At 48.2% G+C, this 16394-nt stretch carries 18 protein-coding genes; 4 read left to right on the top strand and 14 right to left on the bottom strand.

Annotation, left to right across the window (positions count from 1 at the left end; translation table 11 throughout):
- Nucleotide 1 precedes the first annotated feature (1 nt).
- Nucleotides 2-1132 carry a glycosyltransferase family 4 protein gene (locus AC0YNT_RS26960; protein WP_475807389.1) on the bottom strand — a complete coding sequence of 377 codons (1131 nt, stop codon included), beginning with the start codon at nt 1130-1132 and terminating at the stop codon, nt 2-4.
- A gap of 287 nt (nt 1133-1419) precedes the next feature.
- Here AC0YNT_RS26960 and AC0YNT_RS26955 point away from each other — a divergent pair, with 287 nt between their 5' ends.
- Nucleotides 1420-2598 carry a GGDEF domain-containing protein gene (locus AC0YNT_RS26955; RefSeq protein WP_475807388.1) on the top strand — a complete coding sequence of 393 codons (1179 nt, stop codon included), beginning with the start codon at nt 1420-1422 and terminating at the stop codon, nt 2596-2598.
- A gap of 182 nt (nt 2599-2780) precedes the next feature.
- Here the strand turns inward: AC0YNT_RS26955 and AC0YNT_RS26950 are convergent, their stop codons facing one another.
- Genes AC0YNT_RS26950 through AC0YNT_RS26940 form a run of 3 tightly spaced genes read right to left on the bottom strand, consistent with a single transcriptional unit; the run spans nt 2781 to nt 5591 of the window.
- Complete coding sequence (locus tag AC0YNT_RS26950) at nt 2781-3344, bottom strand: NAD(P)H-dependent oxidoreductase (RefSeq protein WP_475807387.1); 564 nt, start codon at nt 3342-3344, stop codon at nt 2781-2783.
- Nucleotides 3345-3386: 42 nt separating this feature from the next.
- Nucleotides 3387-5147: a DHA2 family efflux MFS transporter permease subunit gene (locus AC0YNT_RS26945; protein ID WP_475807386.1), complete on the bottom strand. Its 1761-nt coding sequence runs from the start codon at nt 5145-5147 to the stop codon at nt 3387-3389.
- Nucleotides 5148-5150: 3 nt separating this feature from the next.
- A complete protein-coding gene (locus AC0YNT_RS26940; protein ID WP_475807385.1) occupies nt 5151-5591 on the bottom strand; it encodes a MarR family winged helix-turn-helix transcriptional regulator in 441 nt (146 codons plus the stop codon).
- A 228-nt stretch (nt 5592-5819) separates the two neighbouring features.
- Between AC0YNT_RS26940 and AC0YNT_RS26935 the strand changes: the two genes are divergently transcribed.
- Entirely contained in the window at nt 5820-6098 is a 279-nt protein-coding gene (locus tag AC0YNT_RS26935; protein ID WP_475807384.1) for a DUF2277 domain-containing protein, read from the top strand.
- A 330-nt stretch (nt 6099-6428) separates the two neighbouring features.
- Here AC0YNT_RS26935 and AC0YNT_RS26930 read toward each other — a convergent pair whose 3' ends face one another.
- The 7 genes from AC0YNT_RS26930 to nrdI all read right to left on the bottom strand — a co-directional run bounded on the left by AC0YNT_RS26930 (nt 6429) and on the right by nrdI (nt 12942).
- Complete coding sequence (locus AC0YNT_RS26930; protein ID WP_475807383.1) at nt 6429-7097, bottom strand: HAD family hydrolase; 669 nt, start codon at nt 7095-7097, stop codon at nt 6429-6431.
- Entirely contained in the window at nt 7094-7777 is a 684-nt protein-coding gene (locus AC0YNT_RS26925; protein WP_475807423.1) for a YjjG family noncanonical pyrimidine nucleotidase, read from the bottom strand. The genes AC0YNT_RS26930 and AC0YNT_RS26925 overlap by 4 nt, the downstream gene beginning before the upstream one ends.
- Before the next feature lie 32 nt (nt 7778-7809).
- Nucleotides 7810-8607 (bottom strand): PhzF family phenazine biosynthesis protein, encoded by a 798-nt coding sequence (locus AC0YNT_RS26920; protein ID WP_475807382.1) that lies wholly within the window; start codon nt 8605-8607, stop codon nt 7810-7812.
- A 126-nt stretch (nt 8608-8733) separates the two neighbouring features.
- Entirely contained in the window at nt 8734-9189 is a 456-nt protein-coding gene (locus AC0YNT_RS26915) for a GyrI-like domain-containing protein (protein WP_167277411.1), read from the bottom strand.
- A gap of 294 nt (nt 9190-9483) precedes the next feature.
- Nucleotides 9484-10440: a class 1b ribonucleoside-diphosphate reductase subunit beta gene (nrdF, locus tag AC0YNT_RS26910; protein ID WP_475807381.1), complete on the bottom strand. Its 957-nt coding sequence runs from the start codon at nt 10438-10440 to the stop codon at nt 9484-9486.
- A 71-nt stretch (nt 10441-10511) separates the two neighbouring features.
- A complete protein-coding gene (gene nrdE / locus AC0YNT_RS26905; protein WP_475807380.1) occupies nt 10512-12596 on the bottom strand; it encodes a class 1b ribonucleoside-diphosphate reductase subunit alpha in 2085 nt (694 codons plus the stop codon).
- Entirely contained in the window at nt 12529-12942 is a 414-nt protein-coding gene (nrdI, locus tag AC0YNT_RS26900; RefSeq protein WP_475807379.1) for a class Ib ribonucleoside-diphosphate reductase assembly flavoprotein NrdI, read from the bottom strand. Before nrdI ends, nrdE begins: the two co-directional genes overlap by 68 nt.
- Nucleotides 12943-13261: 319 nt before the next feature.
- Between nrdI and AC0YNT_RS26895 the strand changes: the two genes are divergently transcribed.
- Together AC0YNT_RS26895 and AC0YNT_RS26890 are read left to right on the top strand one after the other, a co-directional pair.
- Nucleotides 13262-13483 (top strand): hypothetical protein, encoded by a 222-nt coding sequence (locus AC0YNT_RS26895; protein ID WP_441894620.1) that lies wholly within the window; start codon nt 13262-13264, stop codon nt 13481-13483.
- 149 nt (nt 13484-13632) lie between these two features.
- Nucleotides 13633-14265 (top strand): thymidine kinase, encoded by a 633-nt coding sequence (locus tag AC0YNT_RS26890; protein WP_475807378.1) that lies wholly within the window; start codon nt 13633-13635, stop codon nt 14263-14265.
- Between the two features lie 77 nt (nt 14266-14342).
- Here AC0YNT_RS26890 and AC0YNT_RS26885 read toward each other — a convergent pair whose 3' ends face one another.
- From AC0YNT_RS26885 to rsfS, 3 genes are read right to left on the bottom strand one after another with little or no spacing between them, the layout of a single operon-like run.
- Nucleotides 14343-15104, bottom strand: coding sequence for a class I SAM-dependent DNA methyltransferase (locus tag AC0YNT_RS26885; protein ID WP_475807377.1), 762 nt, complete (start codon nt 15102-15104; stop codon nt 14343-14345).
- Between the two features lie 4 nt (nt 15105-15108).
- A complete protein-coding gene (locus AC0YNT_RS26880) occupies nt 15109-16047 on the bottom strand; it encodes a CvfB family protein (RefSeq protein ID WP_475807376.1) in 939 nt (312 codons plus the stop codon).
- Complete coding sequence (gene rsfS, locus AC0YNT_RS26875; protein WP_475807375.1) at nt 16044-16391, bottom strand: ribosome silencing factor; 348 nt, start codon at nt 16389-16391, stop codon at nt 16044-16046. Before rsfS ends, AC0YNT_RS26880 begins: the two co-directional genes overlap by 4 nt.
- Between the last annotated feature and the right edge of the window lie 3 nt (nt 16392-16394).

The following is a 16394-nucleotide window of genomic DNA, read 5'->3' as shown; positions in this document are numbered from 1 at the left end:
CTTATTCCTCCGGTTTCAACGATAGATAAACTTTCTTCATCTGCGAGATGACACGCTGGAGCGAATAGACCTTCTTCGCTTTATCCCAGCCGGAACGCGCAAGATTATAACGGTAAGTTGGGTCTGTTACAAGCTTCTCAAGCGCATCTGCCAGTGCAGGTGCATCTTCAGGTGGTACTAGAAGTCCGTTCACACCGTCGTCGATTTGCTCGGCGATCCCGCCTACATTTGTACCAACCAATGCCAGCCAGCATAAAGCTGCTTCTGCGAATACCGAACCAAAGGCTTCCGCACGTGATGGCAGCACAAAGACGTCAAAGAACGGCATAAACTCCTCAGGATGCAGCATATATCCGTAAAAAATAATGTCATCGTATAGGTCCAGCTGTACAGCAAGCTGCTCTAGCTCTTCCCGAATCGGGCCGTCCCCGATAATATGAAGAACAAACGGATGGCCGCGCCGCTTTAATTCCGCGCAAGCGTGAAGCAGAATATCCAGCCCTTTCGCCGGCACAAGACGACATACCGTAATAAACTGCGGTACGGCATTCTCATGGGCAATCGGCTTGAACCGCTTCTCGTCAAAGCCGTTCGGAATAACTTTAATGACAGAAGTATCCTTCATATATGGAGACAGATAAGTACGGAAGGATTCTGATACGGTCAGCAGCCGATCGAGCTTCGCTTCCAGCTCCCCATAGATCGAGGTCAGGAAACGATGTGCTGTGCTGTTCTCTTTAATTTTCCCATTCAGGACAAGCTCCCGCTCGAAGCTGGAGTGAATCGTCATCATAACAGGTGTATCTGGATACAGCTGTTTCATGACAAGCGCTGCAATGGGATGATGAGCATGAATAATATCATAAGACTTTTTAAGGCGAAGCTTCGTCCACCAAATATAGTCCCGCATCGTCTGCAAATATTTATCGACGATTGGATCGCCGAGGAACGGTGTTATATCAAAAGTTTCAAATATAAAATCTTCTTGTCCTTTGCCTCTAACCCGCTTCGGAAGCGAGAATAATTCCATTTGCCAGCCCAGTTTCAAAAACCGTTCTTGAATGTAAGGCACCATGGAGGACACGCCGCCCGGTTGATCCGGCGGAAAAAACAATGCCTGTAGTATATTCAATGTCCTTCCTCCTAAAAAAAATTATCACACTTCTGGCCTTTTATTGGCCAGTAGTGATGATTTTTACTTCGTAAGCATTAATTGTGAAGCACTTCTCACTTCATAAGTACACACTTCTACATCATCTTTAATTTTACCATGGCAAAAACCGATATTAATTATTAGATATGACGCTTTATAAAGGCAGATTCGTTATGCATCATGCTTTTACCATCTCGTAAATCATGATATATTAGAACATATGTTTCTGTAAAGCAACACTCGACGGGATATGGTGATACTCAATTATGACAATTCTAACCTGGCTGACCGGCCCGAATGGCCAAATTATTTCTTCTGCATGTGTCATTATTATCCTGGTACTCATGCTTTTTATGTCGACACGTTTATACACCAGCTACCGGAACAAACGAATTTACCGGCTGCTTACGCTTACGATCCCGCTGTTTATGATTCAGAACGCGATACTCGCTATGCTGGCTTATCCAGAGCAGGAGCTTCCTCCATGGCTTCATATCGTCTCGACTGTATTGCAGATTGTTTCTTTTATCATTATAAACTTTGTGTTCATGAAATTATATACTCATCGTGGAGCACAGATTAAAGTTATGCCGTTCCTTATTTTGATTGGCCTGACATTCGTTATCGCCTTAGGGCAGTCCCTATTCATCGAGCCTTCTTCAGAAACCGTGCTGCCTGGTGGACAATACCGGTTTCTTGCTCTCGATTTCTATTCTTTAATTGTAACCTTCCTCGTTCTGCTTGGCACAAAAGGGGCCGAAATGAACGGCAAGTTTTCCGCCAGCCTTATTACCTATTTTGTTCTTGATCTGTCGAGAATAGCAGACGGTTATGTGTTCCACGGCTCCGTAGACTGGCTGGTGCTGCTCAGCTACTTCCTGCCTATCGTCTATTTCATGCAGCTATTCCTCTTGCTGTTCGAGTGGGTGATCGAACGGCTTATGATGACCTACCAATCTTCTATAACAGATGGTTTGACAGGTCTTTATAACCGGCGTCATTTTACAACGAAGGCCGAACAGCTGATGCGAAGACAAAAAGGATTAGCCGTTATCTTCTGCGATATCGACAACTTCAAGAAACTCAACGATACCCAGGGTCATCATAAAGCAGACGGTGTTCTGAAGCAAGTTGCAGAGATTATGAAGGAAGAATCAGCAGGTATTGGTGCCGCCGGCCGTTATGGCGGTGAAGAGCTTCTAGCCTGCATATCGATGGAACGGGTTAAGCCCGATCGAGTTGCCGAATCGATTCGAAGCCGCGTCGAAAAGGAAACGATCGTCACCGTAAGTGTTGGCGTCAGCACTTCCAAGGATGGTCATGAAGTCGTCCAACTGATTAAACAAGCGGACGAAGCCATGTACCATTCCAAAACAACCGGCAAAAACAAAGTGTCCCTATTCAGCTCCTTACCGTCCAGCAAGAAAAAAGCACTGTCTACTTAAAGCCAAACAGGGTCTAGCCTGAGGTGCAGCATGAATGCTGCCCGGGACTAGACCCTGTTTTTAGTTACTTGCATATGCCTGCGCTTTAAAATGAACCCGCGCATCTCCGTCCATCTCCGGGGGCATTTTCGCTCCCATACATGCGACCTGCGCTAACTCATTATGCGGCCCGCGTTGCTTGCTTAAACTGTCCCCTGCGTTTTCTTGCCCAACGAATAGGTACCCGCCACATGAGCTACGCGCGTTCCTAGGGCTTCGCCCAGAAGCAGTCCCTTCGCGAAGAGCGATTGGCTCAGCGCATCATGGGTATCCTCGACGGGTGATGTGACGCCTATTCCGTAATAACTGCCGTACAGCGCGTTTTCGGGAATATTGGCCGGCAAACCGACGATCATCATCCCTTGGTGCAGCATCGGAGTAATCAGGTTCAGCAAAGTGGCTTCAATCCCGCCGTGAATGGTTGCCGTCGTGCAGAAGACGGCTCCGACTTTATCGACCAGCTTCCCGTTGGCCCATAAATAGCCGAGTTTGTCGATCCATTCTTTCATGCCGGAACTGATCGTACCGAAGTGTCCGGGACAACCCCAGATGATCGCATCCATCTGTTCGAGGTCTTTGACGCTCGCCTTTTTGACGTGATTTATGATGACCTCTGCACCTTCCACGCGTTCAGCACCTTTGGCAATGGAGCGGGCAAGTTGTTCCGTGTGGCCTGCTTCGCTATCATAAACAATGTAAATTTTCATCGATTAATCTCCTCTCTTGGCTCTGAAATCAAGCGCGATTCCTCACTCTTTTTCTTTTAGCGGTCTGCTGAGCTTCTTAAGCGACTCCCGGTACGCTTTATCATTCATTTCTTCCTGATGGTCTTCCTTTGCGGGAGTACCCTTTAAACGAAGAATCGCCTTCCGGTATTCCTGATCGTCAAATTGTTCGTTGTCCTTCACCGGTTCAGGCGCGAGGAACCCGCGAATAGCGTTGCGGAATTCGCCGTCTGCGCTTTGCCGATCGGAACGATCCTCTTTCTCTTTGACGGCCAGCTCCGCAGCAGGTGCCGCCTCCATCTCCGCTACTGCAGCTTTATCCACCACCTGAATTACGTCCTCAGCAGGCTTAACCTTACGGATGAAGAAAGCAAGTACGAGTGCAGCGATTGTTAACCATGTAGCGACGACGAACGATTGGTTAATGCCATAAATCGTCGATTGTACGGTGATTCCTCCCATTGCCGCTTTATCGGACGGATCGATGTTGCCGGCGATGATCAGCTCCTTCGCATGCGACGCGGCTTTGTTCGTCATGATGGTGACGAGGATCGCGGTGCCAAGCGCACCGGAGACGTTCCGGAGCGTCTGGGACATGGCTGAACCGTGCGCATTCAGACGGCGCGGCAGCTGGTTAAGTCCGGCGGTCTGGATCGGCATCATCAGCATGGACATGCCGAACATCCGCAGCGTATAGAAGAGCATCATGTGATTGTACGACGAATCGATTTCCAAATGGCTGAATTCGTATGTCGTAACGGCTGTAATGGCAAGGCCGATGACGGCCAGCCAGCGCGCGCCGATTTTATCGAACACCATACCGGTGATCGGCGACATGATGCCCATCAGGATGGCGCCCGGCAGCAGCAGCAATCCGGATTCGAGCGGCGTGAAGCCGCGGATATTCTGCAGGAAGATCGGTAATAGGATCATGCCGGAGAACATTGCCATTGTGATAATGGCATTGATCAACGCGGTAAGCGAGAACATCCAATACTTGAAGACGCGCATCTCAAGCAGAGGAGCCTTCATGACTATCGAACGGACGATAAACAGAATAAGTGCAACGGCGCCGACAGCCAGGCAAGTGATAACTTCGGTGGAGTCCCAGCCTTCCGTACCGGCTTCGCTGAAGCCGTACAATAGACCGCCGAAGCCGAGCGTGGACAGCACCACGCTCAGAATATCAAGATTCGGCCGGGACGTCTGTATGACATCCTTCATCGAGAAGGCGCCGAATACAACGGCTAGAATCGCGAGCGGTAATACGATATAGAACAGCACATGCCAATCGTAGTGCTCGACGACCCAGCCGGAGAGCGTCGGTCCGACGGCTGGTGCGAAAATCATCGCAACGCCCATAAGTCCCATCGCTTTGCCGCGCTCTTCGACGGGGAAGATGGTCAAGGTGACGATAGTCATCAGCGGCATCAGAATGCCGGCGCCGCATGCCTGCACGAGACGGCCGGCTAACAAGGAACTGAAGTCGCCCGACAGGGCACATACGATCGTACCGATCGCAAATAAGGACGAGGCGACCAGGAACAATTTCCGGGTCGTAAACCGATTGATCAGATAAGCGCTGATCGGGACAAGCACGCCATTCACTAGCATATAGCCGTTGGACAGCCATTGGATCGTGCTTTCGCCGACGTCAAGATCTGCCATCATTTTTGGCAGCGCGACGTTAAGCACGGTTTGGCTCAGCAATGCCACAAACGCAGCGATGAGCAAGGAGGCCATTATCGGCCCTTTGCGCAATTGATTGGACACCATTGTTGTCATGGCTTAAGCTTCCTCCTTGGATTGTTTTAATAAGCGTAATACTTCGTTCTGGAGGCGTCTGAGCTCGCGATGATCTTGTTCGGTAAGCGACAACAGCGGACGCATCATATTCAAACGCGTTGCATCCGTCTCGCGCCAGAGTGCCTTGCCTTTCTCCGTCAGCTTCATCGTCATCGCCCTGCGATCCGCTTCCGTTCGTTCGCGTTCCAAGATGCCTGCCTTTACCATCCGATCCACGGTTCCGCTCATCGTGCTGTTACCTACATTCAGCTTCTCGGCAAGCTCGGACAAACGGATATCGGGATTTTCGTGCAGTATTCGCAGCACCAAGAGCTGAAGAGCGGTCAAGTTATGCTTGCTCGCCGCCTTGGACAAGATTTGGAAGAAGGCTTGATTAATTTCGCGATAAGCTTGAAAAATGTCCACGATCCGCTGTTCTTCCACTGTATCTTCCTCCGTAATTAGTTCGCATGCGAAATATTATGGACTAAAACAATCTTTAATGTCAATCGGACTTCAGGCCGTTAGTTTTCCGCAAAGGTCCTGCTGCTTATCCCGTAACCGAAGATTTGGTCCTTCTTTCCCAATCTTGTCAAACGGTGATATGATGGCGGCAAGAGACTAGAATTTCCTGTCTTGGCAAACAAAAGATAACGAGGACGGTGATCGGTCATGTGCAGAAATATTAAAACGTTATTCAACTTCGATCCGCCCGCAACGGCGGACGAAATTCAGGCGGCTTCCTTGCAGTTCGTCCGGAAGCTGTCGGGCTTCAATCAACCATCCAAGGCTAATGAAGTCGCTTTTCAGCAGGCCATTCAAGAGGTGGCCGCAGCCGCGGAGAAGCTGTTGTCCACATTGGTGACAAACAGCCCGCAGCGCAATCGTAAGGTAGAAATCGAACGCGCTCGTATTCGCTCCATCAAGCGGTTCGGCCCCCCGGAACACTGACAGACATGAATGCGCATTGGTCTTAAGTTTGGCGAGCCTTGCTTCAGATCTTCGCTCGAGCCGCGTTCGTTAGCGGACGGTGTGGAGGGGACAGCAGGGCTATTCGACGTGTCCAAAGTGCTGATCATAGTCTGAGGCTCATGACTCAGACTAATGTCGTATGGAAGGAAGTTGTGTTCGTACATGGGGAGGTTAAAGAGAATGAAAACTAACCTGAATCGGTTTAATGGGGATTTGCTTAGCGTTGCGTCCAGGGGGAATCAAAGGGGTCATAAGAACCAGTATTCTTCAGGCGACCGACAAGCGATCGCCTTGAAGTTCTTGAAGAAATCAATTATTTTTTACCAATCCAGCAAGCAGCTTGCCTAGCTCTTCAACCGTTCCCGCCAAATATGTCGGTTCCGCAAGCCTCAATTCTTCTTCGCTGCCGTACCCATAGCCCACTCCAATGGAGTCCATGCCATGCCGCTTAGCCCCGATAATATCATGCTTGCGGTCACCGATCATAATGGCATCTTCTGGTGCGATACCGCAGGTTTGCATAACATGCTCGATTACTTCCCCTTTATCAACGCGGGTATTATCCAAATTGCTCCCGCCAATAAAATCAAAGTATTCGCTCATCTCGAAATGCGCAATAATTTTCTCAGCGAAAAAGGTTGGCTTCGAGGTAGCAACAAACAAGTTAGCCCCTAGTTCCTTCAAGGCAGCAAGCAACTCCTTGATGCCCTCGTAGCGCACATTCTCGTACATACCTCTTTCAGCGAAATATTCTCGGTAATACGTAATTGCTTGAGAGCACTGTTCATCCGTAAACCCATAAAACTCCTTGAACGAGCCTGCAAGTGGTGGTCCAATGAAAGGATCAAGAACGTCTAGATTATCAATTTCAATGCTAAATTTACTAAGCGCGTATTGGATAGCACTTGTAATACCAAGCTTCGGATCGGTTAGTGTCCCGTCCAAATCAAATAAAATATGCGAATAGTAATGCGTCATAGCAGCGTTAGCACCTCGGATAATGTTTTAATTTCAAATTTGGGCTTAATGAGGGTATGATTCGGCTTGTTATTCGGATTGTACCAGCAGGTGTCGATACCGCTGTTCAATCCGCCTTGAATATCAGAGGTTAACGAATCCCCAACGATCAGTACTCTGCTTGGATCTGTGATCCCTAGCTTATTAAAGGTGTATTCAAATATGCCAAGATGAGGCTTCTGAAATCCTGTATCCTCGGATACGATAATATGCTCGAAATATTTGGCCATATCCGCCTTAGCAAACCGGGACAGCTGCACCTCACGAATACCGTTCGTAATAATAGCCAGTCGGAGTTTCTCCTTCAGCTCTTCCACCAACTCCACTGCACCATCAAGTAAGTAGGCGCCAGACCCAAGGTAACCCAAATACCTGCTGCTGAACTCATCAGCGCCAATAGTGAAGCCCGTACCTGTGAACAGTCGACTGAACCGCTCTACTCGGAGATCAGCAAGCGATATCGCGCCCTTCTCGAAGTCATTCCATAGCTCCTGATTGATGGTCCTATAAAGGGCTACAAAATCGGTATCGGGTGACTGTATCCCAAACTCCTCAAATACACTGGTGAGCGCAAAGTCCTCAGCCTTCCTATAGTCGAACAGCGTATCGTCAGCATCAAATAAAATAACATCGTAGTTCATCACAATCTGTGCTCCCTGCTTGTTGTAATTAGCTATAGTTCAAGTGCACCTTGCATAATCATCTTCGCTTGACCCGTCAGCAGGACTCGATTTCCCGCTAATGCCACCTTGACGATTCCCCCGCGCTTCGATGCCTGATAGCCCGTCAACTCCTGCTTGCGGAGTCTCCTTGCCCAATAAGGCGCCAGCGCACAATGAGCCGAACCTGTTACCGGGTCCTCCATAATACCTGCACTTGGATAAAACGCACGGGAGACAAAATCATACGGCGAACCTGCGGCCGCTTTCGACGTCACAATGACACCTCTGCCTCCTGCCGCCATAAGCTGCTGCTGGTCCGGCTTCAAACTTCGTACCGTCTGCTCGCTGTCAATCTCAACGACATAATCCATGCGGTTTTTGCCCGTATATCTCGGAATAAGCCCCAGCCCTTGAATTAACGCCTCCGGCGCATGTACAGGCTGAGGCGCCTCCTCCGGAAAATCCATCGTCATCCAGCCGTCGACCGCATCATAGGTAACCGTCAGAACCCCGCTTTTGGTGACAAACCGGGCTGTCTGATTGTAGCTCAATCTCCCTGTATGCCAAAGCATATAGGCAGCAGCCAGCGTTGCATGCCCGCAAAGATCAACCTCCGTCTCCGGCGTGAACCAACGCAGGTCATAGCCGTCATCAATCGGAACCAGAAATGCTGTCTCGGACAAATTCATTTCTGCCGCCACCTGCTGCATCCACCGTTCATCCTCCGGTTGTTCGCAAAGGCAGACCGCAGCCGGGTTTCCACGGAATGGCTCGCTTGCAAATGCATCAACGATATATATCGGCTTCATCGCTTCCGTCCTCCTTCTCTCTTGTACAGTATAAACGAAAGAAAAAAACAGGGACAACCCCAAGGTCATTGTCATTAAGTTAGCTTAAACTTAATGACATTGAACCCATGGGTACCCTGTTTATCATTACTCATCCTGAAGAGGAATAAGAAGCTCCACTTCCTCTTCTTCCAAATGCCGTTCGTCAATATAAAAGACTTCAATGGCGAGTGCGCTGTCATGCTTGTTCAGCTTTCGTTCGTTCATCCAGGTGAATAACTGCTCATACGCTTCACCGATCCGTTTGTTTGTTGTTGCAACCATTGCATATCGATGCTCTGGGATGGTGAACTGCACCATTCCGCGTGGCAGCTCCTCCATATGATGAACTTCATAACAAGCCCAATAAGATGCGAATACTTCGTTCCCGAAGTATGGGCTGTATAATACGGGTGATTTGGATACGGTGTTTAACTCATGTTTGCGTGATTGAAATTCGCTCTGAAGCCGGATCGCTTCATCCGGAAACGAAGAATACGGTCCACAGTAACTAATTCCAGCCAAATGAATAGCAGGCTTCGTAATAATGGAGCAGTTGTCCAAGCAAATTCCTCCTAAAAAGTTTTGCCAAGGTGAAACGGCAACGCCGTCCTTAGGCGGCAGAGCACGTTTCAATCCGGTGAATTCTAAGCCAAGTTTATAAGGAAATTTATAAACTCTAAGAATTGAAGCAAAACTTACTTCGTAAGCAATTGCTCAAAGAATTGAAGCTGGGATGAGCATTTATTCGCCAATAGTGTAACATGGCTGCCATTTTTAGGATAGTGTTATAATTGTTTTTTCCGGTTGCTCTCATGCAAAAAAACAGCCGGCTCAGAGAGCCGACTGTACATCGATTTACATATTAAACACGAAATCCTCGTCACGTAATTGCTCAATGTGAACGGTACGTACATAACCATTACCTTTTTTCGAGAAGAAGTCATGCTGCTTTGTATGTGTGCTGATTCCGTTGAAGACAATCGGATTAACCGGCTCCTCAGGGAAATGAGGTTCAAAGCCAAGGTTCATAAGCGCTTTGTTCGCATTGTAACGGACGTAAGTCTTCACTTCTTCCTCCAGACCAAGCGGGCTGTACAGGCTGTCTGTGTATAAGACTTCATTCTCATACAATGTGTTCAGAAGTGCATATACCTCTTCTTTCAATTGCGCCTGCTCTTCAGGGCTGAACTCATTAAACAGCTCTTGTGCAAGCACACCTACATATAGACCATGGATACTTTCGTCGCGCAGGATCAAGTCGATGATTTCGCCGCTGCTCGTCATTTTGCCTTGGCCAGCCAAGTATAGCGGATAGAAGAAGCCGCTGTAGAATAGGTAGCTTTCGAGGAATACCGAAGCTGCCATCGCTTTGTATAACTGCTGATTAGTCTCGATGCCAGCGTACCAGGAAGCGATAAGGTTCGCTTTCTTCTGCAGGTGCTCATTCGTCTCTACCCATTGGAAGATTGCATCGATCTCTTCTGTAGATGCCAGTGTTGTAAAGATACTGGAGTACGACTTCGCATGGATTTGCTCCATCATCGACATAAACGCCAATACTGCTTTGCGCTGCAGGCCTTCTACATGCTCCAAAATTTTAGGCATGCCAATGCCGCCTTGAATTGTATCGAGAAGCGTCAAGCCGCCAAGCACGTTTTTGTATACGCTGCGCTCGATGTCGCTCATTTCCATCCAGTCCATTTTATCATCGGAGAGTGGAATTTCTTCATCTGTCCAGAACTGCATAACGTTCTGCTGCCAGAATGTAAGAGTAAAATCGTCATCTGGACGGTTCCAGTTTACTGCTTTCATCAAATCCTGCTCCTTTGGTAGAAGGCTGCTTTCCGACACGGATCATCCAGCAGCCTTATCGTTAGTTCGAATTATACGGCGCAGCTTGTGCATTCCTCAACGGAAAGACGCTTCGTTCTCGTATAGTAGAGCGATTTCAGACCCTTCTGAGCTGCGTAAATATAGAAACGAGCCAGTTCACGAGTTGTAACGTTGCTGTTTACATGCAGAACCGTCGAGATGCCTTGGTCTACGTGCTGCTGAATTTCCCAAATCAGGTCAATAAGCTTGAACTGATCAATATTGTAAGCCGATTTATAGTAGAAGTAGTTTTCCTGAGCCAGGTAAGGCATTGGATAATACGTCGTCGAGTTCGCATACGTACGTGTCTCGATATGTTCTACGATCGGCATAACGCTCGAAGTAGAGTTTTGGATGTACGAGATGCTTTGTGTTGGCGCGATCGCCAGACGGTAAGCATGGTACAAGCCGTACTTCTGTACTTTCTCTTGCAAAGCTGCCCAATCTTGTGGCGTTGGAATGTCCATGCCCTCAAACAGAGCTAGTACTTTATCCGATGCTGGACGGAAGTCCGTCTCGATATAACGAGTGAAATAAGTGCCTTTTGCATATTCCGAGCGATCAAAGTCTTTGAACGTTCTGCCGCGCTCTTTTGCAATTTCCATACTTTTCTCAATCGAATAATAATTCATCATCATGAAGAACGCACTCGCGAATTCTTTTGCTTCGTCGCTCTCATAAGCAATTTTATTTTTAGCGAAGAAGCCATTCAGGTTCATCGCGCCAAGGCCGACGGAATGCAGCTCTTCGTTCGCTTTACGCACACCAGGTGCATTGTCGATTTCCGATACGTCGCTGACAGTCGTCAATGCTTCGATACCAACGTGAACCGATTCTTTAATTTTCTTGCGTTCCATGACATTCACAATGTTCAGGGAAGCCAGGTTACAGCTGATGTCGCGGCGAATTACATCGTCCATGCCGTAATCATTGATTGTCGAAGTCTCTTGCACTTGGAAAATTTCGGTACAGAGGTTAGACATCTTGATTTGACCGATATCCTTCAAAGCATGGACACGGTTAGCATTCGATTTGTTCATAATGTAAGGATAGCCGGATTCCAATTGAATCGAAGCAATCTTCGTCATCATATCACGTGCGTTCATTACTGCTTTTTTCACAACTTGCTCGTTAGCAAGCAGCTCTTCGTACATAACGTCCATATCCATGTCATCAAGATGTTTGCCGTATGCTTTATGAACGGAATGAGGTCCAAATACATGCAAAGTTTCGTTCTTAGCAGCCAGCTCATAGAATTTATTAGGAATGATCAGGCCGATCGACAACGTTTTGATACGTGTCTTCTCATCAGCATTAATTTTCTTACAATCAAGGAACTCAATAATGTCCCAGCCGAAAATGTTGTAGTAGCCTGCGCCTGAGCCTTTACGCTGACCCATTTGGTCTGCATAGGAGAAGGCATCCTCCATCAGCTTCAGTACCGGCATAACGCCTTTTGCAGCGCCCTCTACACCTTTAATCGCTTCGCCGCGTCCACGCAGCTTCGACAGATTGACCGCAACACCGCCGCCGATCTTCGACAGCTGCATGCAAGTACCAAGCACGTAGTTAATCGAGTTCAGGGAATCGTCCATTTCAAGCAGGAAACAGGACACCATTTCGCCGCGGCGGCTCTTGCCAGCGTTCAGGAACGTTGGAGTAGCCGGCTGCAAGCGCTGCTCGATCATTGCTTCCGCTATACGAAGTGCTTTATCAGCATCGCCTTCGCCGAGGCTCAGCGCAACAATTGCTACGCGGTCATGGTATTGCTCCAAGTATTTCGATTTATCGTTAGTCTTCATGGCATAGTCTTTGTAGAATTTCGAGATTGCCATATAAGACTCGAATTGGAAGCCACTGCTCTCTGTAAGCAGGAACACCGCTTCAATCTGCTCATATGTATACTTCTCATATACATTGTCGTAATAATCATTCTCTATAAGGTGGTCCAGCTTTTCACGAAGGGAAGCGAATTTAACGCTCTTTGCGTCTACTTCCTCCATAAAAGCGACAACCGCCTCTTTATCTTTATCCAATTGATAGAAGCCGTCCGCTCCGCGTTGCATCAATTCGTTGTTCAGTTCGATATGTTTCAATATTTCGCACCCTTTCGACAAAGTATTCCATATCTTGATTGGTACCGGATAATTCAAACTTCGATATTACAGGCACGTCGAACAGGCTCGAGATCGTATCCGCACTCTTCGCAAACCCGTCTCCCCAGTTACGATTCCCACTTGCGGATACCCCGCGAAGGTTCTCACCATTCCGGTTCAAGAAGGACATGACACGTTCCGGTACTTGACCAAATCCAGTCGTATACGTGACCAGAACGTAAGGCTCGTCCACCAAATCAAGCTCAGTAATGGGCACCGCTCTCATATTCAATTTATTGATAAAGCGTTTCACATTGCCTGTTCTTGATTCATAGACTACCAGCATGTCTCTCTCTCCTTCAAAGAATTGCGAAGCAATTCTTACTTCGTAAGCATCCGTCTTGTAACAGCGTTTTTGCCGAAATTCAGCAATATAAAAGCGCTTCTGACAGCAAAGATGTCAAATGCGCTAGTTGACAATTCCGTTGAAATCTGACTACATAACTCAATATCTAGTTGCTGAATTTGATTCTACATCAAGATATAGGCTCCGTCAATGAAAAATATGGAGAAATTATTTATTCGCCCTTTTTCGGCACTCGACTATTTTAACAGATGCGGATATGATGGGATAGTGACATTTTATTGCTAATATGGAGGTTCAAATGGACAAGCAAGTAACGCCAGAACAGATGCGTGAAGCTGTGCTTCAACTGTTCCAGGATGCGGGCTACCAGGTACCCGCTCTGCTGCCTTACATAGATGGACTAACGCAGGAGAATGACCGCTTAAAGCAGGAGTTGAAACGTTTGAGACTAGCTGCTGCCCGTGGATCCTCTTCCCTCGATAGCATGAACAGCAGATTGAAGGATGCATTAAGAGAATAATAATTAGATCGGTATTTCGACCGGAAAGATTTAGAGCAAAATCAATATCTAGTGTCGACTTTCGAAAAAACATGTCGAATACCCCTGTTGCTTTTACGACTTATTCTGCTAAAATGATACAACCAATCAGTAAAGGTAAGGGATAAGTCATGGATAGAGGTTTCATTACGATCATTATCGGGCCTATGTTTTCGGAGAAATCAGGGGAGCTCATTAGACGCTGTCAGAAGCTGATGAAATACGGGCGTAAGAAGGTTCAGGCCTATAAGCCGGCTGAAGATAATCGCTTCAGCACGGAGGAGATCGTCAGCCGGATCGGCTACCGTCTTCCGGCAACCAACGTGCCAGGGGAACTTCCTCCTGCTTCCGTCGAACAGATCTTACGCGAGACCAAGGACGCTGATGTCGTCGCGTTTGATGAAGCATCCTTTTTCGGCAAACCTATCATCGCTCTAGTAGAAGAACTAGCCTATCAGGGCAAACACATTATTGTGGATGGCCTGAATATGGATTACAGAGGAAAAGAGTTCGGATATATCGGCGGTTTGCTCGCCATTGCCGACGAAATTGTCAAACTAACGTCCTTCTGCGCGGTATGCGGCGATGCCGAAGCCACTTTCACGCAGCGTATTGTGAATGGGCAGCCGGCAAAACTTGGCCCCGTGTTTTTGGTCGGCGATACGGAGAGCTACGAGCCTCGCTGCCGTCGTTGCTTCGTTCCTCCCCACAAGGTGACGGAGGAACAATCTGACGAGCGTACAGATACGATTACGGCGCCTTAAATTCGAAAACAACAACAGGGTTGTCTCCCTCACTTGATGTGAAGGAAGACAACCCTGTTTACTTTAATATCACTTTATCATTTCACCGCTGCAAAGAATAAACGTTCCGAATCATTCCCCGCTGGCTCAAGCTCGAAGTCCGCATAACAATCCACCGTGCGGAAACCCGCTTTCTTCAAAGCAGCTTCCATCCAGCTGCGGTCGTATGCACGCTGCGCGTGCATTTCCTCAAAACGCTCGAACTTGCCGCTTCTCTCCTCCGCAAAGATCGTCAAATGATGCTCGATCTGAGTGCGGGACTCGTCCAGCTCGCAAGTCCATATATAGGCGACCTCATCTTCGTCAAGCACGAAAGGCTGCTCCTCCGAATAACGAAGGAACACTTTAGGAGCATGAACATCAAATAAAAAAAGTCCACCCTCACGTAAATTGTCGTATGCTGCCTGGAAAGCAGCTTCAACATCCTCTTCCTCGGTCAAATAATTGATGCAGTCACAGAAGGAGATGACAGTATCCACGGGCTCCGCCAGCGTCCAGTCTCTCATATCCTGCTCCAGCCACGTCGCCGTGCCACGCGCACGTCCTACCTGGGAAGAAGACTCGTCCCATTTGCTGCGGGCAACGGTCAGCATATCTGCCGACAGATCGATACCATAAACTTCTAATCCGGATAGAGCGAGTGGAATGGCTATACTGCCCGTTCCACAGCCAAGATCCGCCACGGTCTTTGGCATACCATAGCGCTCCCAGCTGTCATGGGCAAACTGCAGCCACTCTTCATAAGGCATGTCCTGCATCAGCTTGTCATAGACCGATGCGAATTGACCGTATGCATCCATTTTGCTATTCCTCCATACGATGCGCCGGAGTACCTGCCTCGGAATCTGCAGAATCTGCTTCAGCCGAATCTGCCAGATAGGTCCAGCTTCCCTTTTGCGTAATCAAACCTTCACGCATCAGCTTGCCTAACGCGCGTTTAAAGGCTGATTTACTGATTCCGAACCGCTGCTTAACTGTATCTGCGGGCGATTCATCGGAATAAGGCATACCGCCGCCTGGACGCTCCTTCAGGAATGCGAGAATGCGGTCAGCATCCTCAAGCCGTCCTTCCTGCTTCAGCTTAGCCATCGATAGATTGACACGACCATCCTCGCGAATGAATGTGACACGTGCAGATACACGCTCACCCAAGCGAAGCGGACGTACACGTTCTGGTGCTGGGATAAGTCCATATACACCAAATCCTACAACGCCTCCATCAACTAGCACGAATGAGCCCATCTGGAGTGACTTGGTTACCCAGCCTTCTACCCATTGGTTGCGCCATGCTTGTGGAGCTTCGAACACTAATGGCCCCAGCTCATCCTCGCCGGCTGTTCTTGCAAGCAATCTTCCGGCTTTATCATGGCCAAGTACGACATGAACTTCATCGCCGGGTAGCGGACGGAATTCAAACTTCTCAGGCAGCTCAGAGATTGGCAATAGCAGCTGACGTCCCAGACCAAACTCCAAGAAGCAGCCGAGGCGCGGATGAACATCAGCAACCTTAAGTCGTGCCATCTCACCAAGGAGAAGCGCAGGACGTTTCATCGTTGCAGCAATCCGGTCCTCGGAATCAAAGAAGATAAATACTTCAACGGGATCATTGATTTTTGGTTTTTTGCCGACAAGCTCGGTATAGTGCAGCAGCACCTCCGACTCTTCATCGGTCAAAAAATAACCGTAGGGCGACACTTCACGTGCCACCCTTAATGTTAGAATTGTACCGGCTACCAAACTCATGCGAACTCCACTACCTTCGCATCGGACCATAAACGCTCAATATTATAATAATCACGCTCATCACGATGGAAGACATGAACGATGACATCGCCAAGGTCAATCAGTACCCAACGTGCCGAATCCATACCCTCAATGCCGCGTACACGTACGCCGCGCATCTCAGCTTGTTTGCGGATCTCCGTCGTAATCGCTTGTACCTGTGTATCTGAATTACCATGACAGATGACAAAATAATCTGCCACAAGTGAAATCTCTTTCAAGTTTAATGCCACGATGCGCTGCGCTTTTTTATCATCCGCAGCTGCAACCGTTATTTGCAATAATTCATCTGAATGTACGGTCATAGC

It is taken from the genome of Paenibacillus sp. J22R56, assembly GCF_056269375.1.
The sequence above is the reverse complement of the archived record's forward strand: the minus strand, read 5'-3'. Positions and strand labels throughout refer to the sequence as shown.